The 16058-nt window shown below is 63.9% G+C and carries 15 protein-coding genes; 11 read left to right on the top strand and 4 right to left on the bottom strand.

What is annotated here, in order from left to right; all coding sequences use genetic code 11:
* Positions 1-15: 15 nt before the first annotated feature.
* The 4 genes from QQJ84_RS04495 to QQJ84_RS04480 all read left to right on the top strand — a co-directional run bounded on the left by QQJ84_RS04495 (position 16) and on the right by QQJ84_RS04480 (position 5448).
* The gene (locus tag QQJ84_RS04495) at positions 16-2871 is read left to right on the top strand and encodes a bifunctional [glutamine synthetase] adenylyltransferase/[glutamine synthetase]-adenylyl-L-tyrosine phosphorylase (protein ID WP_284256889.1); all 2856 of its coding nucleotides are present in this window, start codon (positions 16-18) and stop codon (positions 2869-2871) included.
* Complete coding sequence (gene bcp, locus QQJ84_RS04490) at positions 2868-3335, top strand: thioredoxin-dependent thiol peroxidase (RefSeq protein ID WP_284256888.1); 468 nt, start codon at positions 2868-2870, stop codon at positions 3333-3335. The genes QQJ84_RS04495 and bcp overlap by 4 nt, the downstream gene beginning before the upstream one ends.
* A complete protein-coding gene (locus tag QQJ84_RS04485) occupies positions 3335-4240 on the top strand; it encodes a glycosyltransferase (protein WP_284256887.1) in 906 nt (301 codons plus the stop codon). The genes bcp and QQJ84_RS04485 overlap by 1 nt, the downstream gene beginning before the upstream one ends.
* Before the next feature lie 110 nt (positions 4241-4350).
* Complete coding sequence (locus QQJ84_RS04480) at positions 4351-5448, top strand: sensor domain-containing diguanylate cyclase (RefSeq protein ID WP_284256886.1); 1098 nt, start codon at positions 4351-4353, stop codon at positions 5446-5448.
* Here the strand turns inward: QQJ84_RS04480 and mutM are convergent, their stop codons facing one another.
* A complete protein-coding gene (mutM, locus tag QQJ84_RS04475; RefSeq protein WP_284256885.1) occupies positions 5449-6276 on the bottom strand; it encodes a bifunctional DNA-formamidopyrimidine glycosylase/DNA-(apurinic or apyrimidinic site) lyase in 828 nt (275 codons plus the stop codon).
* A gap of 25 nt (positions 6277-6301) precedes the next feature.
* On the opposite strand from mutM, the gene QQJ84_RS04470 reads away from it, so the two are divergent.
* The 6 genes from QQJ84_RS04470 (at position 6302) to QQJ84_RS04445 (ending at position 12362) form a co-directional block, all read left to right on the top strand.
* Positions 6302-7051, top strand: coding sequence for a class I SAM-dependent methyltransferase (locus tag QQJ84_RS04470; protein WP_284256884.1), 750 nt, complete (start codon positions 6302-6304; stop codon positions 7049-7051).
* On the top strand, positions 7048-8232 hold the full coding sequence (coaBC, locus tag QQJ84_RS04465; protein WP_456304808.1) for a bifunctional phosphopantothenoylcysteine decarboxylase/phosphopantothenate--cysteine ligase CoaBC: 1185 nt from the start codon (positions 7048-7050) through the stop codon (positions 8230-8232). The genes QQJ84_RS04470 and coaBC overlap by 4 nt, the downstream gene beginning before the upstream one ends.
* Entirely contained in the window at positions 8229-8681 is a 453-nt protein-coding gene (gene dut, locus QQJ84_RS04460) for a dUTP diphosphatase (protein ID WP_284256883.1), read from the top strand. The genes coaBC and dut overlap by 4 nt, the downstream gene beginning before the upstream one ends.
* A 249-nt stretch (positions 8682-8930) precedes the next feature.
* Complete coding sequence (locus QQJ84_RS04455; RefSeq protein ID WP_284256882.1) at positions 8931-9119, top strand: YgaP family membrane protein; 189 nt, start codon at positions 8931-8933, stop codon at positions 9117-9119.
* A 191-nt stretch (positions 9120-9310) separates the two neighbouring features.
* Entirely contained in the window at positions 9311-11038 is a 1728-nt protein-coding gene (locus QQJ84_RS04450; RefSeq protein WP_284256881.1) for an ABC transporter permease, read from the top strand.
* Positions 11039-11042: 4 nt separating this feature from the next.
* Positions 11043-12362, top strand: coding sequence for an ABC transporter ATP-binding protein (locus tag QQJ84_RS04445; protein ID WP_284256879.1), 1320 nt, complete (start codon positions 11043-11045; stop codon positions 12360-12362).
* A 38-nt stretch (positions 12363-12400) separates the two neighbouring features.
* Here the strand turns inward: QQJ84_RS04445 and QQJ84_RS04440 are convergent, their stop codons facing one another.
* Positions 12401-13876 carry an efflux transporter outer membrane subunit gene (locus QQJ84_RS04440; protein ID WP_284256878.1) on the bottom strand — a complete coding sequence of 492 codons (1476 nt, stop codon included), beginning with the start codon at positions 13874-13876 and terminating at the stop codon, positions 12401-12403.
* Between the two features lie 405 nt (positions 13877-14281).
* Between QQJ84_RS04440 and QQJ84_RS04435 the strand changes: the two genes are divergently transcribed.
* A complete protein-coding gene (locus tag QQJ84_RS04435; protein WP_284256877.1) occupies positions 14282-14932 on the top strand; it encodes a hypothetical protein in 651 nt (216 codons plus the stop codon).
* A gap of 97 nt (positions 14933-15029) precedes the next feature.
* Here QQJ84_RS04435 and QQJ84_RS04430 read toward each other — a convergent pair whose 3' ends face one another.
* Complete coding sequence (locus QQJ84_RS04430; protein ID WP_284256875.1) at positions 15030-15524, bottom strand: chemotaxis protein CheW; 495 nt, start codon at positions 15522-15524, stop codon at positions 15030-15032.
* Between the two features lie 2 nt (positions 15525-15526).
* On the bottom strand, positions 15527-16058 hold a 532-nt coding region (locus QQJ84_RS04425; RefSeq protein ID WP_284256874.1), incomplete at its 5' end, for a methyl-accepting chemotaxis protein.

Raw genomic sequence — 16058 nt, 5'->3', positions numbered from 1 at the left:
TGTGCTGCTTGCCAGATGCACGCCATATCCCACAACCCACAATTTCCCAGCCCCGCCGATCCCGCCGCCGCCGCCCGGCTGCATGAGGATTTTGCAGCCATCGGCCCCGCCCAGCGCCGCTTTGCCGCCACCCCCGCCGGCCGCGCGATGCTTGATTGCCTGGGCGGCAACGCCCCCTATCTGGCGGATATGGCCTGCCGCGAGTCGGACTGCCTGATGCGGACGCTGAAGGCCGGGCCCGACGCCGCCCTGGCCCGCGCCCTGGAAAACCTGCGCACCCTGCCGCTCACCGCCAGCCGCCGCCAGCTCGCGGCGCAGCTGCGCGAGGCCAAGCGCCAGGCTGCCCTCGCCATCGCCATCGCTGACATCGGCGGCCTCTGGCGCCTGCCCAAAATCACCGCCGCGCTCTCCGATTTCGCCGAAGCCGCCTGCCGCGCCGCGACCCGCCACCTGCTGCTCAGCCTGCACGAGGCCGGGCAGATCGCCCTGCCATACCCGCAAGACCCCGAGCGCGACTCCGGCTTCACCATGCTGGCGCTCGGCAAACTCGGCGCGCGCGAGCTCAACTACTCCTCCGACATTGACCTGGTGCTCTTCTTCGACCCGCAATCGCCGGTCTATGATGAAGACGCCCAACCCATCATGGCCCGCCTGGCGCGCGACTTCACGGGCCTGCTCGCCACCCGCGACGCCGACGGCTACGTTTTCCGGGTAGACCTTCGCCTGCGCCCCGACCCCTCGGCCACCCCGCCGGTCATGGCCCTGCCGGCCGCACTTGCCTATTATGAGAGCCAGGGCCGCACCTGGGAGCGCGCCGCCTTCTCCAAGGCCCGCCCCATCGCCGGCGACATCGCCATGGGCGAGGCCTTCCTCGCTGCCATCCGCCCCTTCATCTGGCGCAAAAACCTTGATTTCGCGGCCATCTCCGACATCCACGACATGAAGCGCCAGATCGACGCCGGGCATAACAGCCCCGGCCTCCTCGGGCGCGATATAAAACGCGGCCAGGGCGGCATCCGCGAAATCGAGTTCATCGTGCAGACCCTTAGCCTGGTGTGGGGCGGGCAGGACAAGCAGTTGCGCATCCTGGCCACGCTCGATGCCCTCCCTGCCCTGGTGAAGGCCGGCCACCTGCCCGCCGCCGTGGCGCGCACCCTGGCCGCCGACTACCGCCAGCTGCGCCGCGTGGAACACCGGCTGCAGATGATCGCCGACCGCCAGACCCATACCCTGCCCGCCACCGAGGACGCGCTGAACGCCTTCATCACCTTCCTCGGCGACACCAATTTCCGGCGCGACTTTCCCCGCCTCCTGGCCCGCGTACACCGCCACTTCCTGGCCTTTTTTGATGCCGGTGAGGATGCCTCGCCGCACAGCCGCATCGACCCCGGCACCGAAGGCCCGCCGCCCGCCGCCTTCACGGCGCGGGTGCATCAACTCGGCTTCACCGGTGACCAGCACATCGCCGAGCGCCTGCGCGCATGGTCCGGTGGCCAGGTCCCCGCTTTGCGCTCGGAGCGTGCGCGCGACCTGCTGGAAAACATCCTGCCGCCGCTGCTCGCCGTGCTGGGCGAACAGCCCGAGCCGGACAAGGTGTTCGCACATTTTGACACGTTGCTCTCCCGCCAGCGCGCCGGGGTGCAACTGCTCTCGCTCTTCCAGCGCAACCCGGCGGTGCTGCGGCGCATGGCCGCCGTGCTGGGCGCCGCCCCGGCCCTGGCCGAGCATCTGGCCGAAGACCCGCACGCGCTGGAGGCGCTGCTCTCCCCCACGGCCCGCTTCGCCGCCCCCAAGCCGGTGCTGCGCCACCTGCTGCGCGACGCCGATGATCTGGAGGACGCGGTGGCCCTCACCCGCCATTTCGTCCGGCGCGAGGAATTTCACCTCTCGGTCGCCACGCTCGAGGGGCGCATGGATGCCGATGAATCCGGCCGCCTGCGCAGCAACCTCGCCGCCGCCGCCCTTGGCGCCCTGCTGCCGCGCGTGCTGGCCCAGCACCAGGCCCGCTACGGCAAGGTGCCGCGCGGCGCCTTCGCCGTGGTCGCCATGGGCAAGGCCGGCAGCGGCGAGATGCTCGCCGGGTCTGACCTCGACCTGATGCTGATCTACGACCACGCCCCGATGGAAACCGCGCCCACCCCCTATTTCGTGCGCCTCGCCAACGCGCTCACCACCGCGCTCACCGCCCGCGGGCCGGAGGGGCCACTCTACCATGTGGACATGCGCCTGCGCCCCTCGGGCAACCACGGCCCGGTCGCCGTCTCGCTCTCTTCCTTCCGCCGCTATCAGGCCACCGACGCCTGGACCTGGGAGCGCCTGGCCCTCACCCGCGCCCGCGTGCTCGCCGCCACGCCGGGTTTTGCCGCCAAGGTCACGGCCGAGATCATCACCGCCCTCTCGCGCCCCGATTCCCCGGCCAAAATCCGCGCCGACACCGTTTCCATGCGCGACCGCATCGCAGCCGACCTCCCCCCGCACGGCCCGTTTGACATCAAGACAATCCCCGGCGGCATGCTGGAGGTGAACTTTATCGCCGCCGCGCTGCAACTCATCCACGGCCCGCGCGCGCCCGAACTGTTCCACGCCAACACCGCCGACGCCCTGCGCGCCCTGGCCGGGGCCGGGCATCTGCCCCAGGGCGAGGCCCAGGCGCTGCTCGCGGCGGATCATCTCTGGCGCAGCGTGCAGGGCATTAACCGTATCACCGGCCTTTCCGACCGCGCCCATACCGTGCCGCCCGCGATGCAAATCCCGCTGCTGCGCGCAACCCGCGCGCCCAACTGGGAGGCGTTGCGCGAGGCCATGGCGCAGGCGGCCTTCAATGTCAAAAACTGTTTCGAGATGTATATAAACCAGGGAGTTGCCACATGAGCCTCAACATCGGCGATGCCGCGCCGGATTTCACCCTCCCCGCCTCGGGCGGGCGCACCGTCAGCCTGGCGGGCCTCAAGGGCAAGCCCTTCGTGCTCTATTTCTACCCGCGCGCCGACACGCCCGGCTGCACCAAGGAGGCCTGCGCCTTTGAGGAAGCGTTGCCCCAGCTTGGCAAAACCGGCGTCACCATCATCGGCGTCTCTAAGGACAGCATGAAGGCGATCGAGAAATTCGCTGAAAAATACAACCTCACTTTTCCCCTCGCCTCAGACCCCGAGACCACCACCATCGCCGCCTATGGTGCGTGGCTGGAGAAATCCATGTACGGCAAAAAATACATGGGGATCGAGCGCTCGACCGTTCTGGTCGACGCCAAGGGTAAAATCGCCCACATCTGGCCGAAGGTGAAAGTCGCAGGCCACGCTGATGAGGTTTTGAAGGCTGTGCAAGCCCTCAAATAATGCGCTGGTATTTCGCCATTGACGAGGCGGGCGGCCTGGGTGAAACCGGCGCCCTCGCCCGGCTGATGGTCCTGAGCGCGCGCGCCATCGGCGGGCTGGAGCCGGTGCTGCTTTATTATGGTGCGCGCACCGGATTCACCGCATGGATGGAACAGCACGGCGTGCGCGTGCGCGACATCCAACCCCGGTTTCTGGACATGTTCGCGCAGGCGCGGGCGGCGGGCACGTTTAATCCCCATTCCATCGGCCATTGGCTGCGGCTGGAAATTCCGGCCGTGGAGCATGAGCACGAATTCGTGCTCTATACCGACTGCGACATCATCTTCCTGCGCTCGTTTGATCTCTCGATGCTGCGCCCGAAGGTTTTCGCCGCCGCGCCGGAAATGCTGCCGGACAACTGGAATTATTTCAACTCCGGCGTGATGCTGCTGAATGTCCCCGCCATGCGCGCGACTTATCCGGCGTTGGAGGAGCAGATCAAATTCCGCATAAATTCGGGAGATATGGTCCGCTATAACGATCAGTTCGCCCTGAACGAAGCCTATCGCGGATTGTGGGAACGTCTCGATCCGCTCTTCAACTACAAGCCCTACTGGCCCTTCACCAGCCATGCGGCGATTTTGCATATGCACGGCCCAAAGCCGGGAAATCTCGAAGCCATGACCAGCGGGCAATGGCATGGCGAAGACCAGACATCGGTGTTCTTCAGTAAAATGCTGAATGCACGTTCGCGGGATTATCTCGATTGGTGCAGCTGGCTCGGCGATTTTTTGCAAGGCGTTGATTTCTCGGAGGCCATACGCTTCGCCCGGCTGGCCTCCGCACTCATCCGCTACCGGCGCGAGGTGCCCGCGAACACCGACAGCAATTTCATGAATATCAAAATCTTCGCGGAAGCTCCCTGAACGCGCCACGGATGGTTGCGTTAAGATTAACAACAGCCTCCACGCATTTTCATGCTTTCTTAACCATTATGCACCTAACATCGGCCTATCCAACGGAAAGGTTTAGTGCCGTGAATGAAATTTTAGCCTTGCGCCGTCCGGGTGCCGCCAACGCGCCATTCAGCGCCCCTGTTCTGGACGATGATGAATCCATCCGCCTGCAGACGCTTGAAGCCTATGAAATCCTCGATAGCGAGGAGGAAAAATCCTACGGCGACATCGCGCGGCTCGCCGCCTTCATCTGCGGCACGCAAACCGCTCTGATCTCCTTTTTTGACCGCGACCGGCAATGGATCAAGGCACGTTTCAGCAACAGCGCCTTCGCGGAAAAAGCCCAGAGTCTGCCGCGCAGCCATGCCTTCTGCGATCTGACCATCGCGCAGCCGGACCCGATCATCGTCGTGGCGGACATGCAGCAGGACCCGCGTTTTTCAGGCGCCACCAACATCACCGCCCCGGCGAAACTGCGCTTCTACGCGGCCGTGCCGCTCATCTCGCCCGCCGGCGCGGTCCTCGGCTCCTTAAGCGTGCTGGATAAGCGCACCCGCACCCTCTCGCCCGAACAAGCCAGCGCATTGGAAACGCTGGCGCGCCAGATCATGGAATTGCTGGACATGCGGCGCACCGTCATCGGTCTCTCGGCCGCCAATGCCCGGCTCGGCCAGCAAAGCATCACCGATGCCCTCACCGGCATCCCCAACCGGCGCGCCTACGACCAGAAACTGAACGAGGAAGTCTCCCGCGCGCGGCGCACCGGCGCGCCGCTCTCCCTGTTGATGGTCGATATCGATCTGTTCAAGCAATATAATGACACGTTCGGCCATCTTGCTGGCGATTCCGCATTGCAGTCGGTCGCCCGCGTGCTCCTGGCCAGCCTGCGGCCCTATGATTTTCTGGCGCGCTACGGCGGCGAGGAATTCGTGATCGTGCTCCCCGCGACTGATTTGTCAGACGCGATTCTGGTTGCTGAGCGTGTGCGCGCGCTGGTGGCGAATTCTGAATTCCCGCACCGCAAATTCACCATCAGCATTGGCGTGGCGCGGCTGGACGTTGAAGCTGGATTGAAGGCCATGGTGCAAACCGCTGACAACGGCCTCTACCGCGCCAAGGCCAGCGGGCGGAACAAGGTTGTGGTCGGCAATCTGGAGAAAATTCTGGCGGCGGAATGATCACTTCTGGGTTTTAGGACAGTAGAATGTGCTGCGCCCTGCCTGCACAATCTGCTTGATACCCGTGCATTCCGGCGGGCCGGGGCAGCGCTCGCAAGGCTCTCCGGCGCGGCCGTAAACCTTCCATGCGTGCTGAAAATATCCCAGCTCGCCATTTGGCTGCACATAATCGCGCAAGCTCGATCCCCCGGCGGCGATGGCATCGCGCAAGGTTTCCTTGATTGCCGTTGCCAGCCGCTCCGCCGCCGGCCTGCTCAAGCTCCCCGCCAGCCTGCGCGGTGAAATCCTGGCGCGGAACAGCGCCTCGCTGGCATAGATATTCCCGATCCCGGCGACGATCCCCTGGTCCAGCAGCGCGGCTTTGATCGTGGTCGCCTTGCCCTTCAGCGCCGCCGCCAGAACGGGGCCTGAGAATTCATTCCCCAGCGGCTCCGGCCCCATGCCGGAGAGCAGCTTGTGGGTATCCTCGGCGCTGGTGGCGATCAGGTCCAGAGCGCCAAAACGGCGCGGGTCGATAAAGCCCAGCCGCGTGCCGTCGTCCATCTCCAGGGTGAGATGCTCATGTTTGGCGGGCGGCGCGTCAAAGAGCATCCGGCCGGACATGCCAAGGTGGATCAGCACCGAAACCTCACGGTCCAGCCGCATGAGCAGAAATTTGCCCCGGCGGCGAAACCCCAGCACACGCGCGCCGGTTAGGATTTTGGGCAGCTCGGGGGGGATCGGCCAGCGCAGGTCAGGCCGGTGCAGGCTGGCGCGCGTTATCACATGGCCAGTCAACCTGGCGTCCAGCCCGCGCATCACGGTTTCTACTTCGGGGAGTTCCGGCATTTGTAAACATGGCTATACTAGGATCATGACAAGCAACACCCCCGAGACCGTCGATTTTGGCTTCACCACCGTGGACCGCGCGAAAAAGCGCGAACTGGTGCGCGAGGTTTTTGATTCCGTGGCCGGAAAATACGACATCATGAACGATCTGATGTCGCTTGGCGTGCATCGGCTGTGGAAGCGCGAATTCATCCAAGCGCTGGACCCGCGGCCCAACCGCACCTTGCTGGACCTGGCAGGCGGCACCGGGGACATCACCTTTGGCTGGCTGAAAAAGGGCGGCGGACCGGCTATTTTGTCAGACATCAACGCCGCCATGCTCTCGGTGGGGCGCGAGCGCGCCACCACCAACGGGCTGCTGGGGGATATCACTTTTCTGGTGACCGATGCCGAGGCGATTCCCCTGCCCGATTCGTCGGTGGACCGGGTTTCCATGGCCTTTGGCCTGCGCAACTGCACCAATAAGGATAAGGTGATTTCCGAGGCGCGGCGGGTGCTCAAACCTGGGGGCAAGTTCCTGGTGCTGGAGTTCTCCAAGCTGCAGATCGCCGGGCTGGAGAAGCTCTATGATGCATGGTCGTTCCAGGCGCTGCCAAAAATCGGCCAGATCGTCGCCAGGGATGCGCATAGCTACCAATATCTGGCGGAGAGCATCCGCATGTTCCCCGGCCAGGAGACGCTGAAGGCGATGATGGAGGCCGCCGGGCTGGAGCGCGTGAGCTATCGCAACCTCTCCGGCGGGATTGCCGCGATTCACCAGGGCTGGCGGCTGTGAAGCGCATCCTGCTGATCGTCAGCGGCGGGATCGCGGCCTACAAGGCGCTGGAGCTGGTGCGGCTGCTGAGCAAGGCCGGTTATGGCGTGCGCTGCGTGCTGACACCTGCGGGGGAGAAATTTGTCACCCCGATGGCGTTGCAGGCGCTCTCGGGGGAAAAAGTCCACACGGATTTGTTCTCGCTCACCGATGAGAGCGAGATGGGGCATATTGAGCTCTCCCGTTCGGCGGATTTGGTGGTGGTGGCCCCGGCGAGCGCGGATATTCTGGCGAAAATGGCGGCCGGGCTGGCGGGGGATTTGGCCAGCACGCTGCTGTTGGCGACCGACAAGCGGGTGCTGGTGGCGCCTGCGATGAATGTGCGCATGTGGGAACACGCTGCGACGCGGGCGAATATGGCATTGCTCGAGTCGCGCGGGGTGCTGGTGGTGGCGCCCGATGCGGGGCCGATGGCCTGCGGCGAGTTTGGGCCGGGGCGGCTGGCGGAGCCGCCGGTGATTCTGGCGGCAATTGAGGCGGCGCTTGGGGTTGCGAGGCCGCTCAGCGGTAGGCATGCGATTGTCACCTCCGGGCCGACGCATGAGCCGATTGACCCGGTGCGCTACATCGCCAACCGCAGCTCGGGCAAGCAGGGCCATGCCATCGCGGCGGCGCTGGCGGCGCTGGGCGCGCGGGTGACGCTGGTGAGCGGGCCGGTTGGCATCGCGGACCCGGCGGGTGTGCAAACGGTGCATGTGGAGACCGCCGCGCAGATGCTGGCGGCGGTGGAGGCGGCGCTGCCGGCGGATGTCGCGGTGTGCGCGGCGGCGGTGGGCGATTGGCGGGTGGCCGCGGCGGCGGGGCAGAAGATGAAGAAGGATGGCGGCGCCCCCCCGGCGCTGCAACTGGCTGAAAACCCTGACATTCTGGCGCGGCTCTCAGCGCCGGGGCCGCTGCGCCCGCGGCTGGTCGTGGGGTTTGCCGCCGAGACGGAGCATCTGGCGGAATACGCGGCGGCCAAGCGGGCGCGCAAGGGGTGTGACTGGATTGTGGCCAACAATGTTGGCGGCACCGGGATTATGGGCGGCGAGGAAAACGAGGTGTTGCTGCTCAGCGATGAGGGCGCGCAGGCCTGGCCGAAGCTGAGCAAGCGGGAAGTGGCCGGGCTTCTGGCTGACAAGATAGGGAAATTTTTTGCATGAGTGCCGGGTATGAGGTGAAAATCCGCCGTTTGGCGCATGGCGTTGGGCTGGCGCTGCCGGAATATGCGACCAAGGGCGCGGCGGGGATGGATTTGCTCGCGGCGGTGAATGAGCCGGTGCGGATTGCGCCGGGCGGGCGGGCGCTGATCCCCACGGGGTTTGCCATCGCGCTGCCGCCGGGGTTTGAGCTGCAGGTGCGGCCGCGCTCGGGGCTGGCGCTCAAGCATGGTATCGTGATTCCAAATTCTCCAGGCACGATCGACGAAGATTACCGGGGGGAGGTTTGTGTGATCGTGCTGAATGCGGGGGCGGAGGATTTTACCGTGACACGCGGGATGCGGATTGCGCAGGCTGTATTGGCGCCGGTTTATCGCGCGGTTTGGGTGGAGGTGGAGGATTTGGACGAGACGGCGCGCGGGGCTGGCGGGTTTGGCAGCACTGGTCATTAGGGGGTGCTTCACGTGGAGCGTTTGTGAGGAATTTCCCTTAATATGCTGTTTATAAAGTTTAATTTTTTACTTGCACCCCAATTTGTGCGGATTTGGTACGGAAAAGGAATGAATTGGCTGTCATTGGCATAGCTTGCGGGTTGTTGCGAAAAGGCATTTAATGGTGGCGTGATGTAAGTCTGGACCAGGGGTTAACCCCGGCGCGCATACTGCGGAGTGTTTGGTTTGGCACAGCACGGAGAATTGAAAATGATGAAGAATGTTGGCGGGATTGACCGGATTTTGCGCATTATGGTGGGGCTGGCGCTGATTGCGGCGGCGTTGCTGCATTATGTGGGGTTGTGGGGCTATATTGGCGTTGTGCCGCTGGCGACCGGGGTTATCGGCTGGTGCCCGGCGTATCGGTTGCTGGGGATGAAGACCTGCCGGTCTGCCTGAGTTGGGTTATGGCCGTGGGGGTGTTTTGGGAGATGCCAGCTTTCGCTGGCATGACGGATGGGGCGTGACGGAGGGGCTGACGTGTGAGGCCGGGGCTTGTCATGAAAGCACAATCCCTCCCTGGGTGACAAAAGAGCGCGACGTGGCTAAGGGGGAGCAGCGGAACAACCCTTAAAGCGCCAGGCGGCACGATGACCAATTATACCCCCCCTGCCCTGGCCGGACGCCGGTTGCCCAACCGCTGGGACGGGGTGGCGCTGCTGCTGGTGATGGGGCTGTTGATCGGCCTGGTGGATGTGGGGCGCGGGACCATTGCGACGCCGATTGCGGCCATACAGAATACGCCGATCCATCTCGACCCCAGCTATCTGCCGTTTTATGCGCTGCGCTCCACGGCGCGGATGTTCGCGGCGCTGTTCTTCTCGTTTTTGTTTACCTTCACCTACGCCACCCTGGCGGCCAAGAGCCGGCGCGCGGGGATGGTGCTGATACCGATCCTCGATATTCTGCAATCCGTGCCGATTTTGGGGTTTCTGACCTTTACGGTGACGTTCTTCATGGCGTTGTTCCCCGGCCAGGTGATGGGCGCGGAGCTGGCGGCGGTGTTTGTGATCTTCACCAGCCAGGCCTGGAACATGGCGTTCAGCTTCTATCAGGCGCTGACCACGCTGCCGAATGACCTGCAGGAGGTGGCGCGCAGTTTCCGGCTCTCCTCCTGGCAGAAATTCTGGCGGCTTGATGTGCCCTTCGCGATGCCGGGGTTGATCTGGAACACCATGCTCTCGATGTCTGGCGGGTGGTTTTTTGTGGTCGCCTCCGAGGCGGTGACGGTGGGCAATACTAATTTCGCGCTGCCGGGCATTGGCTCGTATGTGGCCACCGCGCTGGCGCAAAAGGATATAAAGGCCATTGGCTACGCCATTTTGGCGATGCTCGTGGTGATTTTGCTCTATGACCAGCTGATTTTCCGCCCGCTGGTGGCGTGGTCTGGCAAGTTCCGCTTCGAGACGACGGCGAGCGTGCCGGCGCCGGAGCCGTGGATGCTGAAGCTGCTGCGCCGGACGGCGTTGTTCCGCACCATTGGCGATGGGATCGGCGATGCGCTGGGGGCGGTCTTCCGCCTGCGCCTGGGGGCCGGGGTGCGGGTGCAGATCGACGAGAACCGGGAGCCTTCGCGCATTGTCGATGGGCTCTGGTTTGGCGTGATCGCGCTGGTGGCGGCCTATGCCGGGTGGAAGATCGTGGGGTTTATCGCCGGGTCGCTGCACTGGCATGACCTGGGCACCGCAGTGCTGATGGGCGCCTATACGATGACGCGGGTGATTGTGTTGATGAGCATCGCGGCGCTGGTATGGGTGCCGATTGGCGTTTGGATCGGGCTGCGCCCCGGGGCCACGCGCATCGCGCAGCCGATTGCGCAGTTCCTCGCCGCCTTCCCGGCCAATCTGCTGTTTCCGCCGGTGGTGATCGCGATTGTGTATTTTCATGTGAACGCCAGCATCTGGCTCTCGCCGCTGATGCTGATCGGCACGCAATGGTATGTGTTGTTCAATGTCATCGCGGGGGCGGCGGCGTTTCCGGGGGATATGAAGGAGGCGGTGGCGAATTTCCGCGTGCGCGGCTGGCTGTGGTGGCGCAAGGTGATGATCCCCGGGATTTTGCCGTATTTCATTACGGGGGCGATTACGGCCTCGGGCGGCGCGTGGAACGCCTCGATCGTTGCCGAAGTGGCAAGCTGGGGCAGCAATAAACTGGTGGCGCAGGGGCTTGGCGCGTATATCGCGCAGGCGACGAACAATGGCGATACGGCGCGCGTGGTGCTGGGGGTCGTCGTGATGTCCGTATTTGTCATCACCTTCAACCGGATTTTATGGCGGCCGCTCTATGCCTACGCGACCCGCCGGACCACCTTGGGGTAACATCATGGATCAGAATTTTGAAGGCCCGCTGCTGACCGTGCGCAACTGCCGGCAATCATACCACAAGGAGGCCAGCGCCGACCTGGTGGTGCTGGATGATGTGGAGCTGACGCTGGAGGTGGGCGAGATCGTGGGCCTGCTCGGGCGCTCGGGCTCGGGGAAATCGACGTTGCTGCGCATTGTCTCGGGGCTGCTCAAGCCGACCGCGGGTGAGGTGAAGTGGCGCGGCAAGGAGCTGCGCGGGCCAGCCGAGGGCGTGGCCATGGTGTTCCAGAGCTTTGCGCTGTTTCCGTGGCTCACGGTGCAGGAAAACGTGGAGCTCGGGCTGGAGGCGCTGGGCGTGCGCAAGGATGAGCGCGAGGAACGCACCGAGGCGGCGATCGACCTGATCGGGCTTGGCGGGTATGATACGGCCTACCCGAAGGAGCTTTCAGGCGGCATGCGCCAGCGCGTGGGCCTGGCGCGCGCGCTGGTGGTGCATCCGGATCTGCTGCTGATGGATGAGCCGTTCTCGGCGCTGGATGTGTTGACGGCGGAGACGCTGCGCACCGATTTGATCGACCTTTGGGTGGACAAGAAGCTGCCGGTGAAATCCATTCTGATCGTGACGCATAACATCGAGGAGGCGGTTTTGTTGTGCGACCGGATTTTGGTGTTCTCCTCCAACCCGGGGCGGGTGGCGCATGAGCTGCGGGTGCCATTCGCGCATCCGCGCAACCGGTTTGACCCGGCGTTCCGCCAGATGGTTGACGATATTTATGGGATTATGACGCGCCGGGCGCCCAAGGAGGTGCAGGCGGTGCCGGCGGCGGTGCCAACGGGGTTTGCCACGCCGCTGCATCCGGTGGGCACGAATTTGATGTCCGGCTTGATAGAGACGCTGCATAACCCGCCCTATGACGGGCGGGCGGATTTGCCGGCGCTGGCGGCGGCGCTGCAATATGAGGCCGATGAGCTGCTACCGCTGGGCGAGACGCTGGGGATGCTGGGGTTCGCCGTGCTCGAGGAAGGCGATTTGATTCTGAGCGAGATGGGGCGGAAGTTTGCCGAGGCCGAGACCGAGGACCGCAAGGTGATTTTCGCGGCGCAACTGCGCGCGCATGTGCCGTTGATCTCGGCGATTACCACGGTGATAAACCAGCGCTCCAACCACCGGGCATCGGCGGTGCGCTTCCGCGACGAGCTGGAGGACCATATGTCTCCCGAATACGCCGAGGAAACGCTGCGCACGGTGATCGCCTGGGGGCGGTATGCGGAATTGTTTGAGTATGACGAAGAGGCGCAGCAGTTCGGGCTGGAGGAAGAAGACGAGGAGGAAGGCTGAGCCTGGGATAAACCAGGCTCAGCCTGCCGCGTGATCCCCTATGAATTGCCGGTGGTGACATCGCCTTCCCAGCCGCCGCCGAGCGCCTGGTAGAGGGTGACGAGGTCAGTGCCCAGGGTTTCCACCGCGACCGCCTGGGCCTGTTGGGCGGCCAGGTAGGCCTGTTGGGCGGTGAGCACGGTCAGGTAGTCCACCAGGCCTTGTTTGTATTGGTCTTCGGCGAGGCTGAGGGCGATCTGGCTTTGTTGCGCATCGAGGGTCAGCGCATTCAGCGTGGCGTGTTCCTGGGTGTAGGCGCTTAGGGCGTTGTCCACCTGATAAAACGCGGTGAGTACGGTTTTTGCGTAGCCGATGGCGGCTTCCTGCTGCTGCGCCTTGCGCAGTTTGAGCTGGCCGTGGAGCTGGCCGCCCTCAAACAGCGGGATGGTGAGCGTGGGGCCCACCGCGTAGGTGAGCGCACTCAGCCCGTTCAGGTTTTTGAGTTGCAGGGCCTGGAGCGAGACGGAGCCTGTGAGGGAGAAATCCGGGAAGAACTGCGCCACGGCTACGCCGACTTCGGCGGTGGCGGTGTGGAGCTTGTCCTCGGCCTCGCGCACGTCTGGCCGGCGGCGAAGAAGGTCGGCCGGGAGGCCGGCGGGTACGCTGGGCGGGGTGAGCGGCACCGGTGCGGCGGTGACCAGCTCAGGCGGCAAAGCGTTGGGGGTTTGCCCCAGCAGCAGGCCGATCTGGTTGATCAGCGCGTCGCGCTGGGCCGTGAGGGTGGGGATTTGCGAGGAGATCTGGGCCGCGGTGGCGCGGGCGTTGGCGACATCCAGCGCGGTGGTGAGGCCGGCCTGCTGGCGCTCGACCGTGAGATTGACCAGCTGATTGGCCGAATCCAGGTTTTTTTGCGTGATGGCGAGCACAGCCTCGGTGCCGCATAGCTGGATGTAGTTGCTGGCGACCTGGGTTTCGACATTGAGCAGCGCGGCGCGGCGGGCTTCCAGCGAACCAGCGGCGGCGGCAACGGCGGCCTCGGCGGTGCGGCGGTTCTTGCCCCAGAAATCAAGGTCGTAGGTTGCCTGGAGGCCGTATTGGTAAACGTCAAACGGGGGAATGCCGGAGACGGGGATGCCGGCGCCGCCACCGCCGCCCAGAGCCTGGACGACGCCCTTGTCGCTCAGCCCCTGGCGGGAATAGGAGGCGTTGGCGCCGATGCTGGGATAGAGCACGGCGCCGTCGATCTGCGCCTGGGCCTCGGCTTCGAGCATGCGCTGGGTGGCGATTTGCAGGTCAAGGTTCTGGGCCACGGCCTCGGCCTCCAGCTTGGTCAGCTCGGGGTCGTTAAAGCTGTTCCACCATTGCGGGTCCACCGGGCCGCCGGAGACATAAGGGGTGGCGGGGGCGCTGGAGATATAGGCTGCGGGAACCGCCGGGCGCGGGGCGGTGAAATTTGGGCCCACCATGCAGCCCGAGAGGGCAAGCAGCGAGACGGCGCCTAATAGTTTCGGGTGAAGCCGGAGAGGGGAAAACACGTAAGCAAACTCCTTATGCGGCCTGGCAGGCCTTTGCTTTAAGAGATAGCACAATCCACCAAAGCACAAGAGCAATGGCCACCATGCCGGAGCACGCCCAAGGAGCGCTGTAACAGTGTGTTATCGCATCATCTTACCGGGCTGAGTTAGCCACATTCCGTGCGGGCAGCCATACGGCGGCGGCAAAGCGATTAATCCCGGATAGCGGAAAGGAGCTACTTCAGGTTGAATACGCGGTAACTTGCCGTATAATCAATTGATTAGTCTTTGTGTAATTTATGCGCCCGGTTGATAAAAACATGGCTAATATCCTGAATATGCAAATTAGACCTTGCATCCGAGTCGTTTTTGGTCAGTATTCAATCTAAGGTTGTTTCACGTAATACAATGTTAGGGAAAATACCGATGGCCGCTGCGACGACACTTGACCAACTCGTTCGCCAGAAACTGCGCACCTGGCCGCAGCACCCGCCCGGCCTTGCTGACCGCGAGATGGGCGCGCGAGGTGCGTGGCTGCGGGCGCGGCCGGGAACGGTGAATGATCTGGACCAGCCGTTGTTGAAACTACCCGGTTCGAACCGGCTTCGTACCATGCCGGATGGGCTGTGGCTTTGTTTCGGGGGGACGGAGCGAGACCCGTTTGTGGATATTTTTGCCATCGAGGCGTGTGGCTCGTTCCAGAATCTGCTGGATAAACGCTCGCGCTTCGCGCCTTCCATGCACTCGCTGCTGGCGGTTTGCCCGGTGGAGTGGTTGAACAGCCCGGTTTCGGAGAACAACAACATGTTGCGCTGGCGCTATACCGGATTACTCCGTAATGAACCCGCCGGGCCGATGACGCTGCCGGTGCGCGATATCAGGGTGATGTATGCGCTGCGGCCACGGCATTATGAGGGGTTTTCCGCGAGCCAGGTTCCGCATGCGCACGAGTTTTTTGCACCGATGAGCGCGCTTATCGGCCCTGATGGATGGCAGCACCCTAATTTGCGGGCATTTATCGCCAGAACATCACCGCGCGCGAATTTCTGGGAGTTTGCCGGGGCGACGGCGGCTTAACGCGATAATCAGCTAAAATGAACCTGTGGCTTCAATTTAACAGATGAAGCCACGCGCTGGAACAAAAATTGGGTTCATTTGTGTTTATAGAGACAAATCAGACAGGCTCGACCGCCGGGATTTGTTCCAGGGCGGTGGCGTCGGGCATGATCGCGGGAATGGAGATCGTGCTGATGATGCGGCTGTCAAGCATGATCAGGCCCTCGATGAATTGCCTTGGGCCGTTGCTGCCGGTTTCCGGCGTGGTCTGGCGCATGTCGTCAGTGACGGTGATGATATCGCACACCGCATCCACCAGCAGGCCGGCGGTTTTGTCGCCGTCCTCCACCACCACAACAACCGAGGCGGCGTTTGGTTCCTGCGGCGGCAGACCGAGGCGTTCGGCGAGGTCGATCACCACCAGCACGGTGCCGCGCAGGTTGATCATGCCTTTGATGTAGGAGGGGGCGTGCGGCAGGTGGGTAGAGGCGATCCAGCCGCGGATTTCACGGATGGAGCGGATGTCCATCGCGAATTCCTGAGCGCCGATCCGCACAGAGAGAAGCTCGCTGCGCCGGTCTGGCTGGGTCGCGGTCCGGTATATCTGATTCATGGCTAGAACTCCTCCATATCGTCATCCGCCAGGGCAAGCTGGGGGGTTTTATCCGTGCGGGCCAGCGGCAGAAAACGGCCAGCCGGCGCGGCGGTTTTGCGTATTGGCGGTGGTTCGGGGTGCCCGGTTTCAATGTAGCCGGTCTGGAACTGGGCGACGAGGCGGGAGAGTTCCTCGGCCTCGGTGACCAAGCTGTGGCTGGCGGCGGTGGTCTGCTCGACCATGGCGGCGTTTTGCTGGGTGACCTGGTCCATCTGGTTAACGGCGGTGTTCACCTCCGCGAGGCCGGTGGCTTGTTCCTGCGCCGAGGCGGCGATTTCGCTCACCAGACCGTTCAGCCGCTCCACCTGTTCCACGATGCGGCCCAGCGCCTTGCCGGTTTCGCCCACCAGACGCACGCCGGTGGCGACCTGCTGGCCGGAGGCGGAGATAAGGGTTTTGATCTCCTTCGCGGCATCGGCGGAACGCTGCGCCAGGGCGCGCACCTCGGTTGCCACCACGGCGAAACCACGCCCCGCGTCCCCTGCCCGCGCC

Origin of the sequence: Acidocella aquatica, from assembly GCF_030160635.1 — a bacterium.
Taxonomy (GTDB): Bacteria; Pseudomonadota; Alphaproteobacteria; order Acetobacterales; family Acetobacteraceae; genus Acidocella; species Acidocella aquatica.
Note: the sequence above shows the minus strand (reverse complement) of the source record. Positions and strands in the feature narration are given on the sequence as shown.